This window comes from Mesorhizobium sp. IMUNJ 23033 (assembly GCF_044778005.1).
Taxonomy (GTDB): domain Bacteria; phylum Pseudomonadota; class Alphaproteobacteria; order Rhizobiales; family Rhizobiaceae; genus Mesorhizobium; species Mesorhizobium amorphae_A.
The window spans coordinates 290116-307580 of sequence record NZ_JBJACT010000001.1 but is presented as its reverse complement, the minus strand read 5'-3'; the positions used below and the strand labels follow the sequence as shown (position 1 = coordinate 307580).

The 17465-nt window shown below is 64.4% G+C and carries 15 protein-coding genes; 8 read left to right on the top strand and 7 right to left on the bottom strand.

Going from position 1 to position 17465, the window contains the following annotated elements; translation table 11 throughout:
- Position 1 precedes the first annotated feature (1 nt).
- From xdhA to xdhC, 3 genes are all read left to right on the top strand, one after another.
- Complete coding sequence (xdhA, locus tag ACFX5Q_RS01535; RefSeq protein ID WP_404274819.1) at positions 2–1483, top strand: xanthine dehydrogenase small subunit; 1482 nt, start codon at positions 2–4, stop codon at positions 1481–1483.
- Positions 1483–3825, top strand: coding sequence for a xanthine dehydrogenase molybdopterin binding subunit (gene xdhB, locus ACFX5Q_RS01530; RefSeq protein ID WP_404274817.1), 2343 nt, complete (start codon positions 1483–1485; stop codon positions 3823–3825). Before xdhA ends, xdhB begins: the two co-directional genes overlap by 1 nt.
- A gap of 61 nt (positions 3826–3886) precedes the next feature.
- Complete coding sequence (gene xdhC, locus ACFX5Q_RS01525; protein WP_404274815.1) at positions 3887–4783, top strand: xanthine dehydrogenase accessory protein XdhC; 897 nt, start codon at positions 3887–3889, stop codon at positions 4781–4783.
- Positions 4784–4805: 22 nt separating this feature from the next.
- On the opposite strand, the gene dps is transcribed toward xdhC, so the two are convergent.
- Complete coding sequence (gene dps, locus ACFX5Q_RS01520) at positions 4806–5294, bottom strand: DNA starvation/stationary phase protection protein Dps (RefSeq protein ID WP_006202364.1); 489 nt, start codon at positions 5292–5294, stop codon at positions 4806–4808.
- A 48-nt stretch (positions 5295–5342) separates the two neighbouring features.
- Between dps and ACFX5Q_RS01515 the strand changes: the two genes are divergently transcribed.
- Positions 5343–6134 (top strand): PhzF family phenazine biosynthesis protein, encoded by a 792-nt coding sequence (locus ACFX5Q_RS01515; RefSeq protein ID WP_404274812.1) that lies wholly within the window; start codon positions 5343–5345, stop codon positions 6132–6134.
- 6 nt (positions 6135–6140) lie between these two features.
- Here the strand turns inward: ACFX5Q_RS01515 and ACFX5Q_RS01510 are convergent, their stop codons facing one another.
- The 3 genes from ACFX5Q_RS01510 to ACFX5Q_RS01500 form a co-directional block, all read right to left on the bottom strand.
- Positions 6141–7400: an LLM class flavin-dependent oxidoreductase gene (locus tag ACFX5Q_RS01510; RefSeq protein ID WP_404274811.1), complete on the bottom strand. Its 1260-nt coding sequence runs from the start codon at positions 7398–7400 to the stop codon at positions 6141–6143.
- Positions 7397–8365 carry an LLM class flavin-dependent oxidoreductase gene (locus ACFX5Q_RS01505; RefSeq protein ID WP_404274809.1) on the bottom strand — a complete coding sequence of 323 codons (969 nt, stop codon included), beginning with the start codon at positions 8363–8365 and terminating at the stop codon, positions 7397–7399. The genes ACFX5Q_RS01510 and ACFX5Q_RS01505 overlap by 4 nt, the downstream gene beginning before the upstream one ends.
- A gap of 77 nt (positions 8366–8442) precedes the next feature.
- A complete protein-coding gene (locus ACFX5Q_RS01500; protein WP_404274807.1) occupies positions 8443–9363 on the bottom strand; it encodes a LysR family transcriptional regulator in 921 nt (306 codons plus the stop codon).
- A gap of 138 nt (positions 9364–9501) precedes the next feature.
- Here ACFX5Q_RS01500 and ACFX5Q_RS01495 point away from each other — a divergent pair, with 138 nt between their 5' ends.
- The 4 genes from ACFX5Q_RS01495 (at position 9502) to ACFX5Q_RS01480 (ending at position 13874) form a co-directional block, all read left to right on the top strand.
- The gene (locus ACFX5Q_RS01495; RefSeq protein WP_404274806.1) at positions 9502–10719 is read left to right on the top strand and encodes a urate hydroxylase PuuD; all 1218 of its coding nucleotides are present in this window, start codon (positions 9502–9504) and stop codon (positions 10717–10719) included.
- Positions 10720–10721: 2 nt separating this feature from the next.
- A complete protein-coding gene (gene guaD, locus ACFX5Q_RS01490; RefSeq protein ID WP_404274805.1) occupies positions 10722–12035 on the top strand; it encodes a guanine deaminase in 1314 nt (437 codons plus the stop codon).
- 73 nt (positions 12036–12108) lie between these two features.
- Entirely contained in the window at positions 12109–12612 is a 504-nt protein-coding gene (locus tag ACFX5Q_RS01485; RefSeq protein WP_404274803.1) for a heme-degrading domain-containing protein, read from the top strand.
- Positions 12609–13874 (top strand): glycerate kinase, encoded by a 1266-nt coding sequence (locus ACFX5Q_RS01480; RefSeq protein WP_404274801.1) that lies wholly within the window; start codon positions 12609–12611, stop codon positions 13872–13874. Before ACFX5Q_RS01485 ends, ACFX5Q_RS01480 begins: the two co-directional genes overlap by 4 nt.
- A gap of 2 nt (positions 13875–13876) precedes the next feature.
- On the opposite strand, the gene ACFX5Q_RS01475 is transcribed toward ACFX5Q_RS01480, so the two are convergent.
- From ACFX5Q_RS01475 to ACFX5Q_RS01465, 3 genes are read right to left on the bottom strand one after another with little or no spacing between them, the layout of a single operon-like run.
- Positions 13877–14551, bottom strand: a complete 675-nt coding sequence (locus ACFX5Q_RS01475) for a UdgX family uracil-DNA binding protein (RefSeq protein ID WP_404274799.1) — start codon at positions 14549–14551, stop codon at positions 13877–13879.
- Between the two features lie 53 nt (positions 14552–14604).
- Positions 14605–16026: a glutamine synthetase family protein gene (locus ACFX5Q_RS01470; RefSeq protein ID WP_404274798.1), complete on the bottom strand. Its 1422-nt coding sequence runs from the start codon at positions 16024–16026 to the stop codon at positions 14605–14607.
- Positions 16023–17405, bottom strand: coding sequence for an aspartate aminotransferase family protein (locus ACFX5Q_RS01465; RefSeq protein WP_404274796.1), 1383 nt, complete (start codon positions 17403–17405; stop codon positions 16023–16025). Before ACFX5Q_RS01465 ends, ACFX5Q_RS01470 begins: the two co-directional genes overlap by 4 nt.
- Between the last annotated feature and the right edge of the window lie 60 nt (positions 17406–17465).

Sequence of the window (17465 nt, the reverse complement as noted above, 5' to 3'; positions counted from 1 at the left end):
CATGGCCAAGCTCAAGACGCGCAACGAAATCCGCTTCATCCTCAACGGCGAGGATATCGCGCTGACCACGGTCGCGCCCGAAGAAACCTTGCTCGATTGGCTGAGGCTCAACCGTTCGCTGCGCGGCACCAAGGAAGGCTGCGCCGAAGGCGATTGCGGCGCCTGCACCGTGCTGGTCGGCAGGCTGTCCGCCGGCAGGCTGGTCTATGAAAGCGTCAATGCCTGCATCCGCTTCCTCGGCTCTCTCGACAGCACGCATGTGGTGACGGTCGAACACCTGCGCGGCGACGGCGAAAAGCTGCACCCCGTGCAGCAGGCAATGGTCGATTTCCACGGTTCGCAATGCGGCTTTTGCACGCCGGGCTTCGTCATGTCGCTCTACGCGCTGTGGATGCGCTCGCCCGAGCCGTCGGATGCTGCGATCGAAAAGGCGCTGCAGGGCAATCTCTGCCGCTGCACCGGCTACGAGGCGATCATGCGGGCGGCGCGCGCCATCTCCAGCTACGGCAAGGCGGCAAAGGACCCGTTGGCGGCGGAGCGCAAAGCAATCACTAAGAAGCTCGCGGCGATGAAGGACGGTTCGCGCGTCGAGATCGGCGCTGGCAAGGCGCGGCTGGTCGTGCCGGCCAGTGCCGATGATCTGGCCAGCGTGCTCGACAAGGAGCCGGGCGTCACCATCGTTGCCGGCTCGACCGATGTCGGCCTGTGGGTGATCAAGCATATGCGCGACATCTCGCCGGTGGTTTTCATCGGCAATCTCGACGGCCTCTGCGCCATCTCCGAAGACAAGGGCGTGATCTCGATCGGCGCCGGCGTCACCTACAGCGACGCGTTCTCGATATTGGCGAAACGCATCCCGACGCTCGGGCCGCTGTTCGACCGTATCGGCGGTGAGCAGGTGCGTAACATGGGCACCATCGGCGGCAACATCGCCAACGGCTCGCCGATCGGCGACACTCCGCCGCCGCTGATCGCGCTCGGTGCACAGCTGACGCTGCGCCGTGGCAAAAAGCGGCGCACGATGCCGCTGGAAGATTTCTTCATCGCCTATGGCAAGCAGGACCGGCAGCCAGGCGAATTCGTCGAGGCCGTGCATGTGCCGGTGCCGGCCAAGGGCAAAAAATTTGCCGTCTACAAGATCACCAAGCGCCGTGACGAAGACATCACCGCCGCGCTTGGCGCGTTCTACCTGACCTTAGCCAAGGATGGCACCGTGGCCGATGTGCGGATCGCTTATGGCGGCATGGCGGCGACGCCGAAACGGGCCTTCGGCGTCGAAAAGGCTTTAGTTGGCAGGCCGTGGACGGAAGCCACGGTCGAGGCTGCGATGGCCGAATACGCCAACGACTTCACGCCGCTGACCGATATGCGGGCCTCGGCCGAATACCGGGCGCTGGCCGCGAAGAACCTGCTGCTGCGCTTCTTTGTCGAAACCACCGGAACCAAAGCGCCATTCCAGGTGACCCGGTACGAGGCGGCGTGATGACCAAGCACACCCCCAACCTCAAGGCGCAGAAGATTTCCGGCGGCGTTGCCACCGACCAGCGCCATGATTCCGCGCACAAGCATGTCAGCGGCACGGCCGTCTACATCGACGATATGCCGGAACCGGCAGGCACGCTGCATGGCTGCCTCGGGCTTTGCGCCGCAACGCATGCGACTATCAGCAAAATGGACCTTTCGGCGGTGCGCAGCGCTCCCGGCGTGGTCGATGTGCTGACGGCGAAGGACGTGCCGGGCGAAAACGACATTTCGCCGACCGGCCGTCACGACGAGCCGGTGCTCGCCGACGGTAAGGTGCAGTTCTACGGCCAGCCGATTTTCTGCGTCATCGCCGAGACGCGCGAACAGGCGCGCCGCGCCACAAGACTGGCCAAGGTCGAATACAAGGAACTGCCTTTTGTCACCGACATCGGCGACCTCGATCCACGCAAGGACAGACTGGTCACGCCGCCGCTGACTTTGAAGCGCGGCGATGCAGCCGCCGCGATCAAGGCAGCGCCGCGTCGGCTCAAGGGGCAGATGCGTGTCGGCGGACAGGAGCATTTCTATCTCGAAGGCCATATCGCCATGGCCGTTCCCGGCGAAGACGAGGACGTCACCATCTACTCCTCGACGCAGCATCCGAGCGAAGTCCAGCATATGGTCAGCCATGCACTCGGCGTGCCGAGCAACGCCATCACGGTGGAAATCCGCCGCATGGGCGGCGGCTTCGGCGGTAAGGAAACGCAAGGCAACCAGTTTGCGGCATTGGCCGCGATTGCCGCGAAGAAACACCATCGCGCCGTGAAAATCCGGCCCGACCGTGACGACGATATGATCGCCACCGGCAAGCGCCATGATTTCCTGGTCGACTACGAAGTCGGCTTCGACGATGACGGCAACATTTTGGGCGTCGACTTCATGTTCGCGGCGCGTTGCGGCTTCTCGTCGGACCTGTCGGGCCCGGTCACCGACCGCGCGCTGTTCCACTGCGACAACACCTATTTCTGGCCAACGGTGCATGCGCAGTCGGCGCCGCTCTACACCAACACCGTGTCGAACACTGCCTTCCGTGGCTTCGGCGGCCCGCAGGGCATGGTCGGCGCCGAGCGCGTCATCGACGAGGTCGCCTTCGCCGTCGGCAAGGACCCGCTCGAAATCCGCAAGCAGAACTTTTATGGCACCTCGGATCGCAACATCACGCCGTATCATCAGACGGTCGAAGACAACATCATCCACCGCATCGTCGCCGAACTGGAGGCGAGTTCGGACTACACAAGGCGCCGCCGCGTCATCGAGGCCTTCAACGCCAACAGCCGCTTCATCAAGCGCGGGCTGGCGCTGACGCCGGTCAAGTTCGGCATCTCGTTCACCGCCACCCACTACAACCAGGCCGGCGCGCTGGTGCATGTCTACACCGATGGTTCGGTGCACCTGAACCATGGCGGCACCGAGATGGGGCAAGGCCTCTATCTCAAAGTCGCGCAAGTGGTGGCCGAAGAATTCCAGATCGACCTCGACCAGGTGAAGATCACCGCGACGACGACCGGCAAGGTGCCGAACACTTCGGCCACCGCCGCGTCGTCCGGCTCCGACCTGAACGGCATGGCGGCGCAGAACGGCGCCAGGCAGATCAAGGACCGGCTGACCGACTTCGCCGCGGAAAAATACCAGGTGCCGCGCGACCAGGTTGTCTTCCTGCCCAACCGGGTGCGCATCGGCAACCAGGAGATCGCCTTCGCCGATCTGATCAAGCAGGCCTATATGGCGCGCATCCAGCTTTCGGCGGCGGGCTTCTACAAGACGCCGAAAATCCACTGGAACCGCGACAAGGGCCAAGGCCGCCCCTTCTATTACTTCGCCTATGGCGCGTCGTGCTCGGAAGTCTCGGTCGACACGCTGACCGGCGAATATGTGGTCGAGCGCACCGACATATTGCACGAGACCGGCCGCTCGCTGAACCGCGCCATCGATCTCGGCCAGGTCGAGGGCGGCTTCATCCAGGGCATGGGCTGGCTGACGACCGAGGAACTTTGGTGGGACGGCAAGGGCCGGCTGCGCACGCATGCGCCGTCGACCTACAAGATCCCGCTCGCCTCCGACCGGCCGAAGATCTTCAACGTGACGCTTGCCGACTGGCCGGAGGCGAGCGAGCCGACCGTGCATCGCTCCAAGGCGGTCGGCGAGCCGCCCTTCCCGCTCGGCATGTCGGTGCTCCACGCGCTGTCGGATGCGGTGGCCAGCGTTGCCGACCACAAGGTCTGTCCACGCCTCGACGCCCCGGCGACGCCGGAGCGGGTGCTTATGGCGATCGAGCGGCTGAAAGCCAAGACCAGGGTCTGAATCGGCCAAATCGTGCAAATCCGGCAGAAAACGCCTATATTTCCCAATCGGGAACGCGAAAATGAACTCGAAAGTGCAAAGCCTGAAAGCCTTTTTAGCCAGCGCCGGCCAGGCTGCCCTGGTCGAAGTGGCGGGCACAAAAGGCTCGACGCCGCGCGAGAAGGGCGCCCTCATGCTCGTCTCGCGCGTAGCGATCTTTGGCACGATCGGCGGTGGCCAGCTCGAATATATGGCGATCGACAAGGCGCGGCAGCTACTGAGGACACGGCCGTCGCCGCGGCCGGCTGAAGCCCGCATCGAGGTCGACGAGGTCTGCGCCACGCTCGACGTGCCGCTCGGGCCGGAGATCGGCCAGTGCTGCGGCGGCAGGGTCGAGGTGTCGATAAAGCTGCTCGACGCGGCGCTTGAGGCCGAACTGATCCGCAATGCGGAAGCGGAAGAGGCGCATCTGCCTCATGTCTATCTCTTCGGCGGTGGCCATGTCGGCCAGGCGCTGGCATCGGCGCTCGCGCTTCTGCCCATTCATGCCATCGTCGTCGAGACGCGCGCCGAGGCGCTGGAAGGCATGCCGGAAACGGTCGAGACGCGGCTGACGCCGATGCCCGAGGCCGTGGTGCGCGAAGCGCCGGCGGGATCGGCCTTCGCCATCCTCACGCACGACCATGCGCTCGATTTCCTGATCGTTGCCGAGGCGCTGAAGCGCGACGATGCCGCCTATGTCGGCATGATCGGCTCGAAGACCAAGAAAGCGACGTTCAAAAACTGGTTCCTGAAGTCGGCGGACGGCAACGAGGCGGAATTTGCCCGCCTCGTCTCGCCGCTCGGCGGTGACGCGGTGAAGGACAAGCGACCGCAAGTGATCGCAGCGCTGGCGGCCGCCGAGATCATGACGGCGCTGGTTTCCCATGCCGCCCCGGTGGCAGCTTCAAGCCATTCCGAGAAAGCCGTGGCCGGTTGATGCCGGCCCGCCGTCAAGCAGCCTATTCCTTCTCCTGCGTGTGCGCTTCGAGGAACCACAGCAATTTGTCGAGCGAACGCGAATAGGCGGTGAAGATGTCGGCGGTGTCGGCGTCGCCAGCATCCGCTGCCTCGTCGATCGCCGCGCGGGTCAGCTTGGCAGCCGCCGCATAGCGGTCGATCAGCGCCGCCAGATGATCCTTGGTCTTGTGGATGTCAGTCGGATAGGGCTTCAGCTTGGTGGCCCTCGCCACCTCCTGCGACGTGCCATGCGCGGTGCCGCCGAGCTGCGCGGCACGCTCGGCGATAATGTCGACATGGCCGTCGATCTCCTCGCGAAACGTATCCAGCATTTCATGGATGGCGATGAATTGCGGCCCCTTGACGTTCCAGTGCGCCTGCTTGGTGATCAGCGCCAGGTCGATGGCGTCGGCGAGGCGGGCGTTGAGCAGATCGATCGACTCCTTCTTGGCGTCGGATTTCAGATCGTTTTTGGTGACGATGGCGTCCATGACTGGCTCCTGTGGGGGTGAGGTCCGTGTGTGCGGAAGCTGGGCGAAATGATCTCGAATGGCGGTCGCAGGCTGGGCTTGCCATCGCGCGGCCGCCAGAGCCCAAAACGGCATTGGGTGGCTTTCGTTCCGCGAAAGCCACCCACATCGGAACTCGAGGGCGACGGCTGGCGGGTCCGTTATTTTTCGCCGGAAACCGAGGTTCCCTTTTGCGGTCATGCCACGATCGCACTCGGCGCAGGCCTCGTCCGGCAATTCGGGGACGGGATTTTTGCACTGATCCTGAACCAGGCCAGAATCTCCGTCGAAGGGTTTCGCGACGGTACAAACATCGCCGCCGCGCTGCAGTCTCCGCCGACGCGCAGCAAGCCGGCTCCGCCCGAGCTTATCGCCGAGACGCTGGCGCTGTTCGGCTACGCGGCTGAGGATATCGACCCGGTCATTGCGCCGGCATTGATCCATGGCGGCGCCGACCATCTCGTCCTGGCGCTGAAGTCGCGCGAAGCACTGGCTGCCATGGCTTATGATTTGAAAGCCGGACAAGAACTGATGAGGCGCGAAGGGTTGGTGACGATCCTGCTCGCCTATGCCGAGGCGCCGCGCCTCTTCCATACCCGCAATCCGTTTGCGTCGGGCGGCGTCTACGAGGACCCGGCGACGGGTGCGGCGACCGCTGCCTTCGCCGGTTATCTGCGCGACATTGGCTGGCCGCATGGCAGCGCCATCGATATCGTGCAGGGCGAGGACATGGGCATGCGTTCGCGCCTCCATGCCGATATCCCGCCAACGCCGGGCAGTTCGATCAGGGTCTCCGGAACCGCCCGGATGATGGAGGGCTGAGGCGTTTCACACCGGCCGTTTCAGGCCGAGATGGTCGCGCAAGGTGCGGCCTTCGTATTCCTCCCGGAACAGCCCGCGCTGCTGCAGTTCAGGTACGACGAGCGTGGCAAAGGCATCGAGCTCGCCGGGGAACCAGGATGGCATGACGTTGAAGCCGTCCGCGGCGCCGCCTTCGAAGCGCGCCTGCAATTCATCGGCAATCTGCGCCGGCGTGCCGACGACGCGCCAGTGGCCGCGCGCGCCGGCGAAGTGGCGGGCAAGGTCGCGGATAGAAAGATTGTCGCGGCGCGACTGCTCGATGACCAGGGCCTGCCGGCTCTTCATGCCTTCGCTGGGCGGCAGTTCCGGCAGCGGTCCGTCGATCGGATAGCGCCAGAGATCGGAGATGCTGAGATAGCTGGACAGCAGCGCCACGCCGACATCGTCGGGGATCAGCTCCTGCAATTGCTCATATTTCTCGCGTGCTTCCGCTTCCGTTTCGGACACCACCGGCGCTACGCCGGGCATGATCTTGACGTCGTCCGGCTCGCGTCCATAGGCAGCCAGCCGCCCCTTGAGATCGTCGTAAAAGGCTTTCGCTTCCTCGAATGTCTGTGCTGCGCTGAACACGACATCGGCGGTCCTGGCCGCAAGGTCCTTGCCGTCCTCCGATGCTCCCGCCTGGACCATGACCGGCGCTCCCTGCGGCGAGCGCGGCAGATCGAGCGCGTCCTTGACCGAGAAGCTCTGGCCGTCATGGTTGAGGGCTTCCGCACCGCGCCAGAGGCCAGCGACCACGGCGGCGAATTCACGTGCCCGCTCGTAGCGGTCGGCATGCGGGCGAAGGCCCGTCGAACCGAAATTGGCGGCCTCGATATGGCTCGCCGAGGTGACCAGGTTCCAGCCGGCGCGGCCACTGCTCAGCTGGTCGAGCGAGGCAAAGGTCCGCGCCAAGCCATAGGGCTCGTTGTAGCTGGTCGAGGCCGTCGAGACGAGGCCGATGCGCTCGGTCTGGACGGCGAGTGCGGCCAGCAGGCTGATCGGCTCGAAGCCGATCGAGCGCGAGGTCTGGCTGGCGATGCCGACATTGGCCTCGCGCAGGCCGGCGGCATCCTCGCAGAAGATCATGTCGAGCTTCGCTGCTTCCGCCGTGCGCGCGAGCCTTATGTAGTGGTCGATGTCGATTCCCGCAGTGACATGCGCCTTGGGATGGCGCCAGGCGGCGATGTGGTGCCCCGTCGCCCACAGGAAGAGACCGAGCTTCATCTGTCTTTTGCGCACGGTCATGGCCTGTTGCCTCCGCCAAGTCCGAGATACGCGCGCAGCGTCGAGCCGGTGTAGTCGGGCCGCAGCAGGCCGCGACGGCGCAGTTCCGGCAGGACGCGATCTACGAAATCCTCGAGCGCCGGAACATCCGCCGGCAAAGCCAGGTTGAACCCGTCGCAGCCTTTCGACCCGAACTGCGCTTCGAGGCTGTCGACGGCAAGCTCGGGGGCTGCGGCGACTGACATCAGCACCTTCACGGCGTCCGGGTTGCGTCCGGCGGCAAGCGTCCGCCGTCTCAGATCGTCATAGGCGGCTTTAGCACTCTCAAGCGATTGTTCCTCGATCAGGATGACGTCGGCCACGCGGGCAGCGAAATCACGATCCAACAGGCCAGACATGACAAGCACGGGAGTGTCCTGCGGCGAGCGGGCGATGTTCAGCGGACCGCGCACCGAGAAGAACTCGCCCTTGTGGTCGAGCAGGTGCATCTTTTCCGGATCGTGGAAGCGGCCGCCGACCTTGTCGAACAGCAGCGCATCCGTATCCCAGCCCTTCCACAAGCCCTGCACGATGCCGATGAATTCTTCCGCACGGCGGCGAAAATCGTCTTCGGAAATGCCTTCCGGCCGGCTGAAATTGGCCGCCTCGCGCGGATCCTGGACCATGGTCGCGTTCCAGCCCACTCGGCCATGGCTGATGATGTCGAGGGAAGCAAAACGGCGCGCCAGATTGTAAGGCTGATGGGCAAGCGTTGAAGCGCCCGCAACGAGCCCGATCCTTTCGGTCACTGTCGCCAGTGCCGCCAGAAGCGTGGTCGCCTCGAACGGGCTGCTTGCTTGCTGGCCGCCAGCCGCGGAGTCGGAAATGACGACCATATCCAGCCCGGCCGCTTCCGCCTTCCGCACGAAAGCGGCTATGCGACTGAAATCCAGTTCGGCGGCCTGCCCTGCGGCGGAAGCGATATTGAACGAAACAGCGAGATGCATGACGCGAACCTAAGTTCGCCTCCGTGTAAGGCAAGCCCGTCGAGCGGGCCAGCAGGCCATCACTTGCCGGCCAGCCCTTATTTTCCAGCAAGTAGATCCTTGATCAACCGCTGGCAGCGTTCGGCCATGAAGTCGAGCAGCAGCCGCACTTTCGGGTCCTGCAGCTTCTTGTGCGGATAGACGGCGGCGAACTGAACCGGCGTCGGCGGCGTGCTGGCCAGGATCACCTTCAGCCGCCGGTCGCGGATGAACGGCTCGACTTCGAAGCGTGGCTTGTTGATGATGCCGCGCCCCGACAGCGCCCAACCGGTCAGCACATCGCCGTCGTCGGTGTCGTAGGGGCCGTGCACCTCGAATTTCTGCGGGCCGGTCGGCGTCTGCAGCGTCCACACATATTCGCGCGCGCCGGAATAGCGCAGCATCAGGCAGTCGTGCTTCTTGCCGATCAGTTCCTGCGGCTCGGTCGGTTCGCCGCGCGCCTCCAGATATTTCGGCGCCGCCACCAGAACGCGCTCGCATTCCATGATGCCGCGCATCCTGAGGCTGGAATCCTCGATGATGCCCAAACGGAAGGCGACATCGATGCCTTCCTTCATGATGTCGACATTGTGGTCGGAGAGGCGAAGCCGCACCTCGATATCGGGATATTTGTCGTGAAAATCGGGAATGCCCGACGCCACCAGCCGGCGGCCGAGGCCAAGCGGCGCCGTCACCCTAATGGTGCCGCGCGGCTGGCCGGAGAGCGCCGAGACGGCGGCCTCCGCCTCGGTGATCGCTTCCAGCACCTGTTTGGCGCCGGTGTAGAACACGGTGCCATGCTCGGTCGGCATCAACTGTCGGGTCGTGCGGTTGAACAGGCGGACGCCGAGGTGCTTCTCCAGCTCCTTGATGCGATTGGAGGCTACCGCCGGCGAAATGCGCATGTCGCGGCCCGCCGCCGACAGATTGCCGAGTTCGACGACGCGGACGAAAACGGCGATGTTGTCGAGATAGGCCATGCGGCTTTCGTGACTCTCATGCGGCTGGGTATGTCGACCCTAGTATTTTCCATTTTTTTTTGAAAGTCATCGCGCACCTCGCCTCTTTCCGTTTGCGCGCCACACCGTAAAGTCAGCCGATCGGCAGGGACGACTTCAATGATGGATTTCGCAATTTTCTGGGACTGGCTGAGTTTCGCCGTCCGCTGGCTGCATGTCATCACCGGCATCGCCTGGATCGGCTCGTCCTTCTATTTCGTCGCGCTCGATCTTGGTCTGCGCCAGCGCCCCGGCCTGCCCGCAGGCGCCTTCGGCGAGGAATGGCAGGTGCATGGCGGTGGCTTCTACCATATCCAGAAATATCTGGTGGCGCCGGCCGAAATGCCGGAGCACCTGACCTGGTTCAAATGGGAGTCCTACGCCACCTGGCTGTCGGGCTTCGCCATGCTGTGCGTGGTCTACTATGCCGGCGCCGATCTGTTCCTGATCGATCCGAACGTGCTGCCAATGTCGGTGCCAGTCGGCATCCTGCTGTCGCTGGCGACCATTGGCGTCGGCTGGGTGGTCTATGATCTTCTGTGCCGCTCGCCGCTCGGCAAAAGCGACACCGGCCTGATGCTGGTTCTCTACGGCGTGCTGGTGTTCATCGCCTGGGGGCTGACGCACCTGTTCACGGGCCGTGCGGCTTTCCTGCATCTTGGCGCCATCACCGCGACGATCATGTCGGCCAATGTCTTCATGGTCATCATCCCCAACCAGAAGATCGTCGTCGCCGACCTGATCGCCGGCCGCAAGCCCGACCCGAAATACGGCAAGATCGCCAAGCAGCGCTCGCTGCACAACAACTACCTGACACTGCCCGTCCTGTTCCTGATGCTGTCGAACCACTATCCGCTGGCCTTTGCTACCCAGTTCAACTGGGTCATCGCCTCGCTGGTGTTCATCATCGGTGTGCTGATCCGGCACTATTTCAACAGCATCCATGCGCGCAAGGGCAACCCGACCTGGACCTGGCTCGGCGCCGCCGTGCCGTTCGTCATCATCATCTGGCTGTCGACGGCGCCCAAGGTGCTGACCGGTGAGCCGAAAGCCTCCGCCGCGGCGGAAGTCTACATCGCCTCGGCGCATTTCCCGGCCGTGCGCGATACCGTGCTTGGCCGCTGCTCGATGTGCCATACGCAGGAGCCGGTCTATGAGGGCATCTACCACGCGCCGAAGGGCGTGATGCTGGATACCGACGCCAGCATCGCCGAGCATGCCCGCGAAATCTACCTGCAGGCCGGCCGCAGCCATGCCATGCCGCCCGCCAACGTCACCCAGATCAGCGACAAGGAGCGGGCGCTGCTGGTCGCCTGGTTCGAAGGCGCAGGGAAATAAGCATGACCTCTCTCCTTCTGCGCGGCCGCACGCTGTCCTTCCTGCGCTGGCCTGAAAGCATCGACGACCATGCTGCCTGGCGCTACGAGGAGGATGGCGGCCTGCTGATCCGCGACGGCCGGATCGTGGCGGCCGGCGCCTATGCGCAAGTCGAGAAACAGGCCGGCGAAGGCGTCGCAAAAATCGACCATCGGCCGCATCTGCTGTTGCCGGGTTTCATCGACGCGCATGTGCATTTCCCACAGATGCAGGTCATCGCCTCCTATGGCGCCGAGCTGCTCGACTGGCTGAACAAATACACCTTTCCGGAAGAGACGAAGTTTCAGAACGCCCAGCACGGTCGCCGCATCGCCAGGCTGTTTCTGGACGAGATGGTACGGCACGGCACGACTACGGTCGCCGCCTATTGCTCGGTGCACAAGGCTTCCGCCGAAGCGTTCTTCGCCGAGTCACATGACCGCAACATGCTCAACATCGCCGGCAAGGTGATGATGGACCGCAACGCGCCGGATGGTGTGCTCGACACGCCGCAATCCGGCTACGACGACACAAAGGCGCTGATTGCGGAATGGCACGGCAAGGGGCGTCAGCACTACGCCATCACGCCGCGCTTCGCCATCACCTCGTCACCCGAGCAGCTGGAGATGGCCGGCGCACTCTGCCGCGAACACTCCGATTTGCACATGCAGACGCACCTATCGGAAAACCACGCCGAAATCGCCTTCACCCAGGAGCTTTACCCCTGGTCGCGCGACTACACCGACGTCTACGAGCACTACGGGCTGCTGGGGAAAAAGAGCCTGTTCGGCCATTGCATCCATCTGTCGGAACGCGAGGCGGATGCACTTTCGGACAACGGGTCGGTGGCTGTGTTCTGCCCGACCTCGAATCTGTTCCTCGGCTCCGGCCTGTTCAATTATCAGCGCTACCGCACGCGTGACAAAGCCCTTCGCATCGCGGCCGCCACCGATGTCGGCGGCGGCACCAACTATTCGATGCTGCGCACCATGGATGAGGGCTACAAGGTCATCGCGCTGAACGGCGAGAAGCTCAACCCGTTCCAGTCTTTCTGGCAGCTGACGCGCGGCAATGCCGAGGCGCTGTCGGTTGCGGAGAAGGTCGGCACGCTGGATGAGGGGACGGACGCCGATATCGTCGTGCTCGACGCCCGCGCCACGCCTGCCATGCGGCTGAGGATGGAAACGGTGGGGTCGCTGGCCGAGGAACTGTTCCTGCTGCAGACGCTGGGAGACGACCGCACTGTCCGCGAGGTCTATGTGGCGGGGCGGCCGGCCAAGCGCGACATGGCGGTCTGACCTGGTGCGTTCCCCGCTTGACCCGGCGGCAGCCATCGGTCAAAGCGTGCGGCGACATTGACAGGGGAACGACATGGCCGTTGCCGACGACATCGCTCTGATCAAGAAACAGGAAGCGACGCTGGTCTTCCCGACCTTCGACGAGGCCGTCGCCTTCGAGATCGGCGCGGCAATCCGCGATCGGGCGCTGGCCGAGACCATGCCCATCATCGTCGACATCAGGACTTTCGACCGGCCGCTCTTCTACGCTGCGATGCCTGGCTCGAACGCCTCCAATCCGGACTGGGCGCGGCGCAAGATCAATGTGGTGAAGCGGTTCCTGAAAAGCACCTATCGCATGGTGCTGGAGCAGCAGCGCCCGGACCGCACCTTCAAGGTCGGCGAAGGGCTCGACATATCAGACTACGTGCTGGCCGGCGGCGGCTTTCCGGTGACGGTCAAGGGCGCCGGTGTCATCGGCGTGATCGCCGTCTCGGGCCTGCCGGAGCGCGAGGATCACGGCGTCGTGGTCGATGCGATCTGCAAATATCTGCGCATCGACGCAGCCGAACTGGCATTGCCGCCGGAAGCAAAATGACTGAATTCGATCCGAAGACCTTCCTCACCTCGATCTTCAACGCCGCCGTCGCCGCTGCTGACCCGGAACGGACGATCCGGGATCATTTGCCGGCGAAGCCCAAGGGCCGCACGATCGTCGTCGGCGCTGGCAAGGGCTCGGCGCAGATGGCGGCTGCCTTCGAGAAGGTGTGGGACGGACCGATCGAAGGGCTCGTCGTCACGCGCTACGGCTATGGCGCAAAATGCGAGCGCATCGAGATCATCGAAGCGGCGCACCCGGTGCCCGATGCGGCCGGGCTCGAGGCCTCACGGCGATTGCTGGAGAAAGTCCGGGGACTGACCGCTGATGACCTGGTGGTGGCGCTGATTTCGGGCGGCGGCTCAGCGCTGCTGCCCGCGCCGGCCGGAGGCCTGACGCTGGCCGATGAAATTGCCGTAAACGAGGCGCTGCTTGCCTCCGGCGCGCCGATCGCGGCGATGAACACCATCCGCAAGCATCTCTCGACCATCAAGGGCGGCCGGCTGGCCGCTGCGGCCCATCCGGCCAAGGTGGTGTCGCTGGTCGTCTCGGACATTCCCGGCGACAATCCGGCGCTGGTCGCCTCCGGGCCCACCGTTCCCGACACAGGCAGCCGCGAGGACGCACTGGCCTCGATCGCCGCCTATGGCATGAAGCTGCCGGCTTCGGTCATGGCGCATATCAATTCACCCGCAGCCGACGCGCCGCGTCCGGACGATCCGCGCTTTGTCAGTAATGAGGTGCACCTGACCGCCTCGGCCGGCGTATCACTGGAAGCGGCAGGCGCCGAGGCCAGGCGGCAAGGTATAGAGGCCGTCATCCTTTCGGACTCGATCGAGGGCGAGGCGCGTGAGGTCGGCGGCGTCCATGCCGCAATCGCGCGCGCGGTGGCGACGCGCAACCGGCCATTCCAGAAACCCGTACTGATCCTGTCGGGCGGCGAAACCACTGTAACGCTCCGTGCCAAGGGCAAGGGCGGCCGCAACTCGGAATTCCTGCTCGCCTTCGCCATCGGCATCAGCGGCATGGAGGGTGTCCACGCGCTCGCCGCCGACACCGACGGCATCGACGGTTCGGAGGACAATGCCGGCGCCTTTGCCGATGGCTCGACGGTCTCGCGCATGCGCACGGCGGGCGTCGACGCCAAGGCGATGCTGGCCGGCAACAACGCCTGGACCGCCTTCAACGCCGTCGGCGATCTGTTCGTCCCCGGTCCGACCGGCACGAATATCAACGATCTGCGGGCAATCCTGATCCGATAGGATCAGGCGGCCATCAGCCGCTTCACCTGTTTCATATCCTGCAGGAACCGTCCGCGTTCGGCCTCCTTGTCCGCCGCTTCGCGGATGCGCAGGATGAAGGACGGATGGATGGTGATGAAGACGCGCAGGCCGTCGTCACGCTCTATCACCTGACCTCGCATCTTCGTCACTGGTACTGCTTTGCCGAGCAGCGACTGCGCCGCCGTCGCGCCCAGCGCCACGACGACATCCGGTTTGATCAGCCCGATCTCCCTGTCCAGCCACCAGCGGCAAGCCTGGACCTCGCCGGCATTCGGCTTGGAATGAATGCGCCGCTTGCCGCGCGGCTCGAACTTGAAATGCTTGACCGCGTTGGTGACATAGATCTTTTGGCGATCGACACCGGCATCGTTCAGGATGGCATCGAACATCTTGCCCGCCGGCCCGACGAATGGTTTGCCGGCCAAATCCTCCTGATCGCCCGGCTGTTCGCCGACGAAGATAACTTCGGCGCCCTCCGGCCCCTCGCCGAACACTGTCTGGGTGGCGTCGCGCCACAACGGACAGCGGCGGCAGCCCGTAGCTGCCTCGCGCAATTCCGCAATCGAGTTGGCATCGTCCTCATTCGGCGCCAACTCGGCGCGCGGCGCACGTCTGACGGGTGTTTTCGCCTTGTGCTGCAAGCCTAGGGTCGCCATCCTGTGCCTCATCCATTCCCTGATGAAATGGACGGGACAGGCGATGGTTCCTTTCACACCTCGTGCAGATAGAGGTGATAATCCAGCTCGCTGACGGTGCGGGCGACACGCAGATATTCCGATTGCTTGATCGCCACGAACGTCCGATGCAAATCCTCGCCGAGCGCGCCTTTCAGGAACGTCGAAGCCCGTGCGGCCTCGATCGCGGCGCGCCAGTCGACCGGCATCGTCGTTCGCGTGACAGCCGACTCATAGCCGTTGCCGGTGGTTTCCGGGCCAGGATCGAGGCCGTCGTCCAGTCCTTTGACGATACCCGCCAGCACCGTTGCCGCCACCAGATAGGGGTTGGCGTCGACGCCCGACGGCCGGTGCTCGATGCGACGGTTCTTGGCATCGCCTGCCGGCACGCGCAGCGCCACTGAGCGGTTGTTGACGCCCCAGGTCGGGGCCACCGGCGCATAGGACTGCGAGACGAAGCGCCGCCACGAATTGGCGTGCGGCGCAAACACCAGCATCGATTCCGCCATGGTCTGGATGAGGCCGCCGAGACCGCGCAGCAGCGGCAGCGACCAAGTCTCTCCGGCAGCTTCGGCAAAGACGTTCCTGCCGGCATTGTCCAGCAGCGAGACATGGAAATGCATGCCCGAGCCGGCATATTTCTCGATCGGCTTGGCCATGAAGCAGGCGGTGACGCCATGCCGGCGCGCCTGCGCCCGCACCAGCCGTTTCAGCATGACGAGATCGTCGGCTGCCCGCATCACGTCCTTGCGGTAGTTCAGCGTCAGCTCGTACTGGCCCGGCGCATATTCGGAAATGACCGTTTCGGCGGGAATGCCTTGCGCCTTGGCCGCGGCATAGATGTCGGAAAACAGCGGCTCCATGCCGTGCAGATGGTCGACGGAATAGACCTCGGTCTTGCCCGAACTGCGGCCGTCGAGCATGGCGCGTGCCGCCTGCACCTTGCCCTCCGCGTCGCGCTCGTTGGCAAGCAGGAAGAATTCGAGTTCGAAGGCGCCGGCCGGATGCAGGCCTTTGGCCGCCAATATATCCACTTGCCTGGCCAGCGCGAGCCGCGGGTCGGACGACATCGGTTGGCCGTCGAGGTGATACATCGCCATCAGCACCTGGCCGCGCGGCGGACTTGTGCCGTAGAGCGGCACCAGCGTGCCGGGGATCGGCCATGCCCTGAGGTCGCCGTCTCCGGTGGTCCAGATCAGCCCGGTCTCGTGCACGTCCTCGCCGGTGATGTCGAGGCCGAGGATCGAGATCGGCATGTGCCGGCCACCCTCGAAGATGCTCATCAATTCGTGCCGGCGCACGATCTTGCCGCGGCCGACGCCGTTGGCGTCGGTCAGCACGATATCGAAAGCCTCGATCTCGGGATGGGCGTCGAGGAAAGCTTTCGCTTCGCTGGGCGTCGAGCCCGAAGGTGAAGTCGCAACGGCAGTTGAGGTCGGCATGCGCGCTTGTCTCATGCCGCAAGCCTTGCCGCAACCGCGCCGAAGGCGGTGATCAGCCGGTTGACCTGGGCTGCCGTGGTTGCCGGCGAGATCAGCATCATGTTGTGGAAGGGCGCGATCAGCACGCCCTGGTTGACGAGCGCGACATGGATCGCGGCCTCGAGCTCCGGCGCATGCGCTGCCTCGGCCTCGCCGCCATTCCGCAGCGGGCCAGGCGCGCAGATGAACTCGACGCGGGCGCCGATACGGGCGACATGCCAGGGCAGACGGTAACGGTCGATGACCCCGGTAAGTCCGGCGTGGAGCCGCAGCGCCAAACGGCCCATATGGACATAGTTCTCGTCGGTCATCACCTCTTCCAGCGTCGCGCGCATCGTCGCGAACTGTAGCGGGTTGCCCGACAGCGTCGTGCCCATGCCGGAATAACCCGGCTCCTTGGTCAGGTTATAGGCGGCATAGCGCGTGGCGACATCGTCGCTCATGCCCCAGACACTCGCCGGCACGCCGCCGGCGATCGGCTTGCCGAGCACGAACAGATCCGGCTCCAGCCCGTATGTCCTGGTGTAGCCGCCAGATCCCGTCGAGATGGTGTGGGTTTCGTCGATCAAGAGCAGCGTGCCGGCGGCGCGGGTCAGTTTGCGCAGCACGTCGTGAAAGCCGGGGTCAGGCAGTACCATGCAGGAGTTGGTCAGCACCGGTTCGGTGATAACGCAGGCAATATCCTTGCCGCGCAACGCGGCTTCCAGCGCCGGCAAATCATTGAACTCGACAACCCCGGTTTTCTGGGTGAGGTCGCGGAATTCGCCAGCCAGCCCCGGCCGGTTGACCGGCCTGCCGTCGACCAGCCGTACCATCGTCTCGTCGACCGAGCCATGATAGCAGCCGTTGAAGACCAGGATCTTTTCCCGGCCGGTGACGGCGCGGGCGACGCGCAGCGCGAAGCGGTTGGCATCGGTCGCCGTCGTCGCAATCTGCCAGAACGGCAAGCCGAAATGCTGCTGCAACAGCGGGCCGATGGCGAGCGCATCCTCGCTGGGCAGCATGTAGGTCAGGCCGCGCCCGGCCTGGCGGCGGATGGCACGCACGACCGGCGGCGGCGAATGGCCGAACATCGAACCGGTGTCGCCGAGGCAGAAATCGTCGAGCCGGTTGCCGTCGATGTCCGTGATGGTGGCGCCTTTGGCGCTGTCGACCAGGATCGGAAACGGCGTCGGCCAGTCGTTCATCCAATGCATCGGCACACCGCCGAAGAAGCCGGGCAGTCCGTTGCCGATTTTTGCGGCCGATTTCGGCCGCGCCTTGCGGAAAACCTCCGCCTCCGTCTCACGCAGCCTGGCGATGCGGTCACTGCTGATGCCACCGATCGAAGTCCTTGAATGGTCGATTGAATGCATGAGGGCCCTCTGCCGGCCACTGTAGACAATCGCAGTCTCAACCCGCAATTGGCCGCCTGG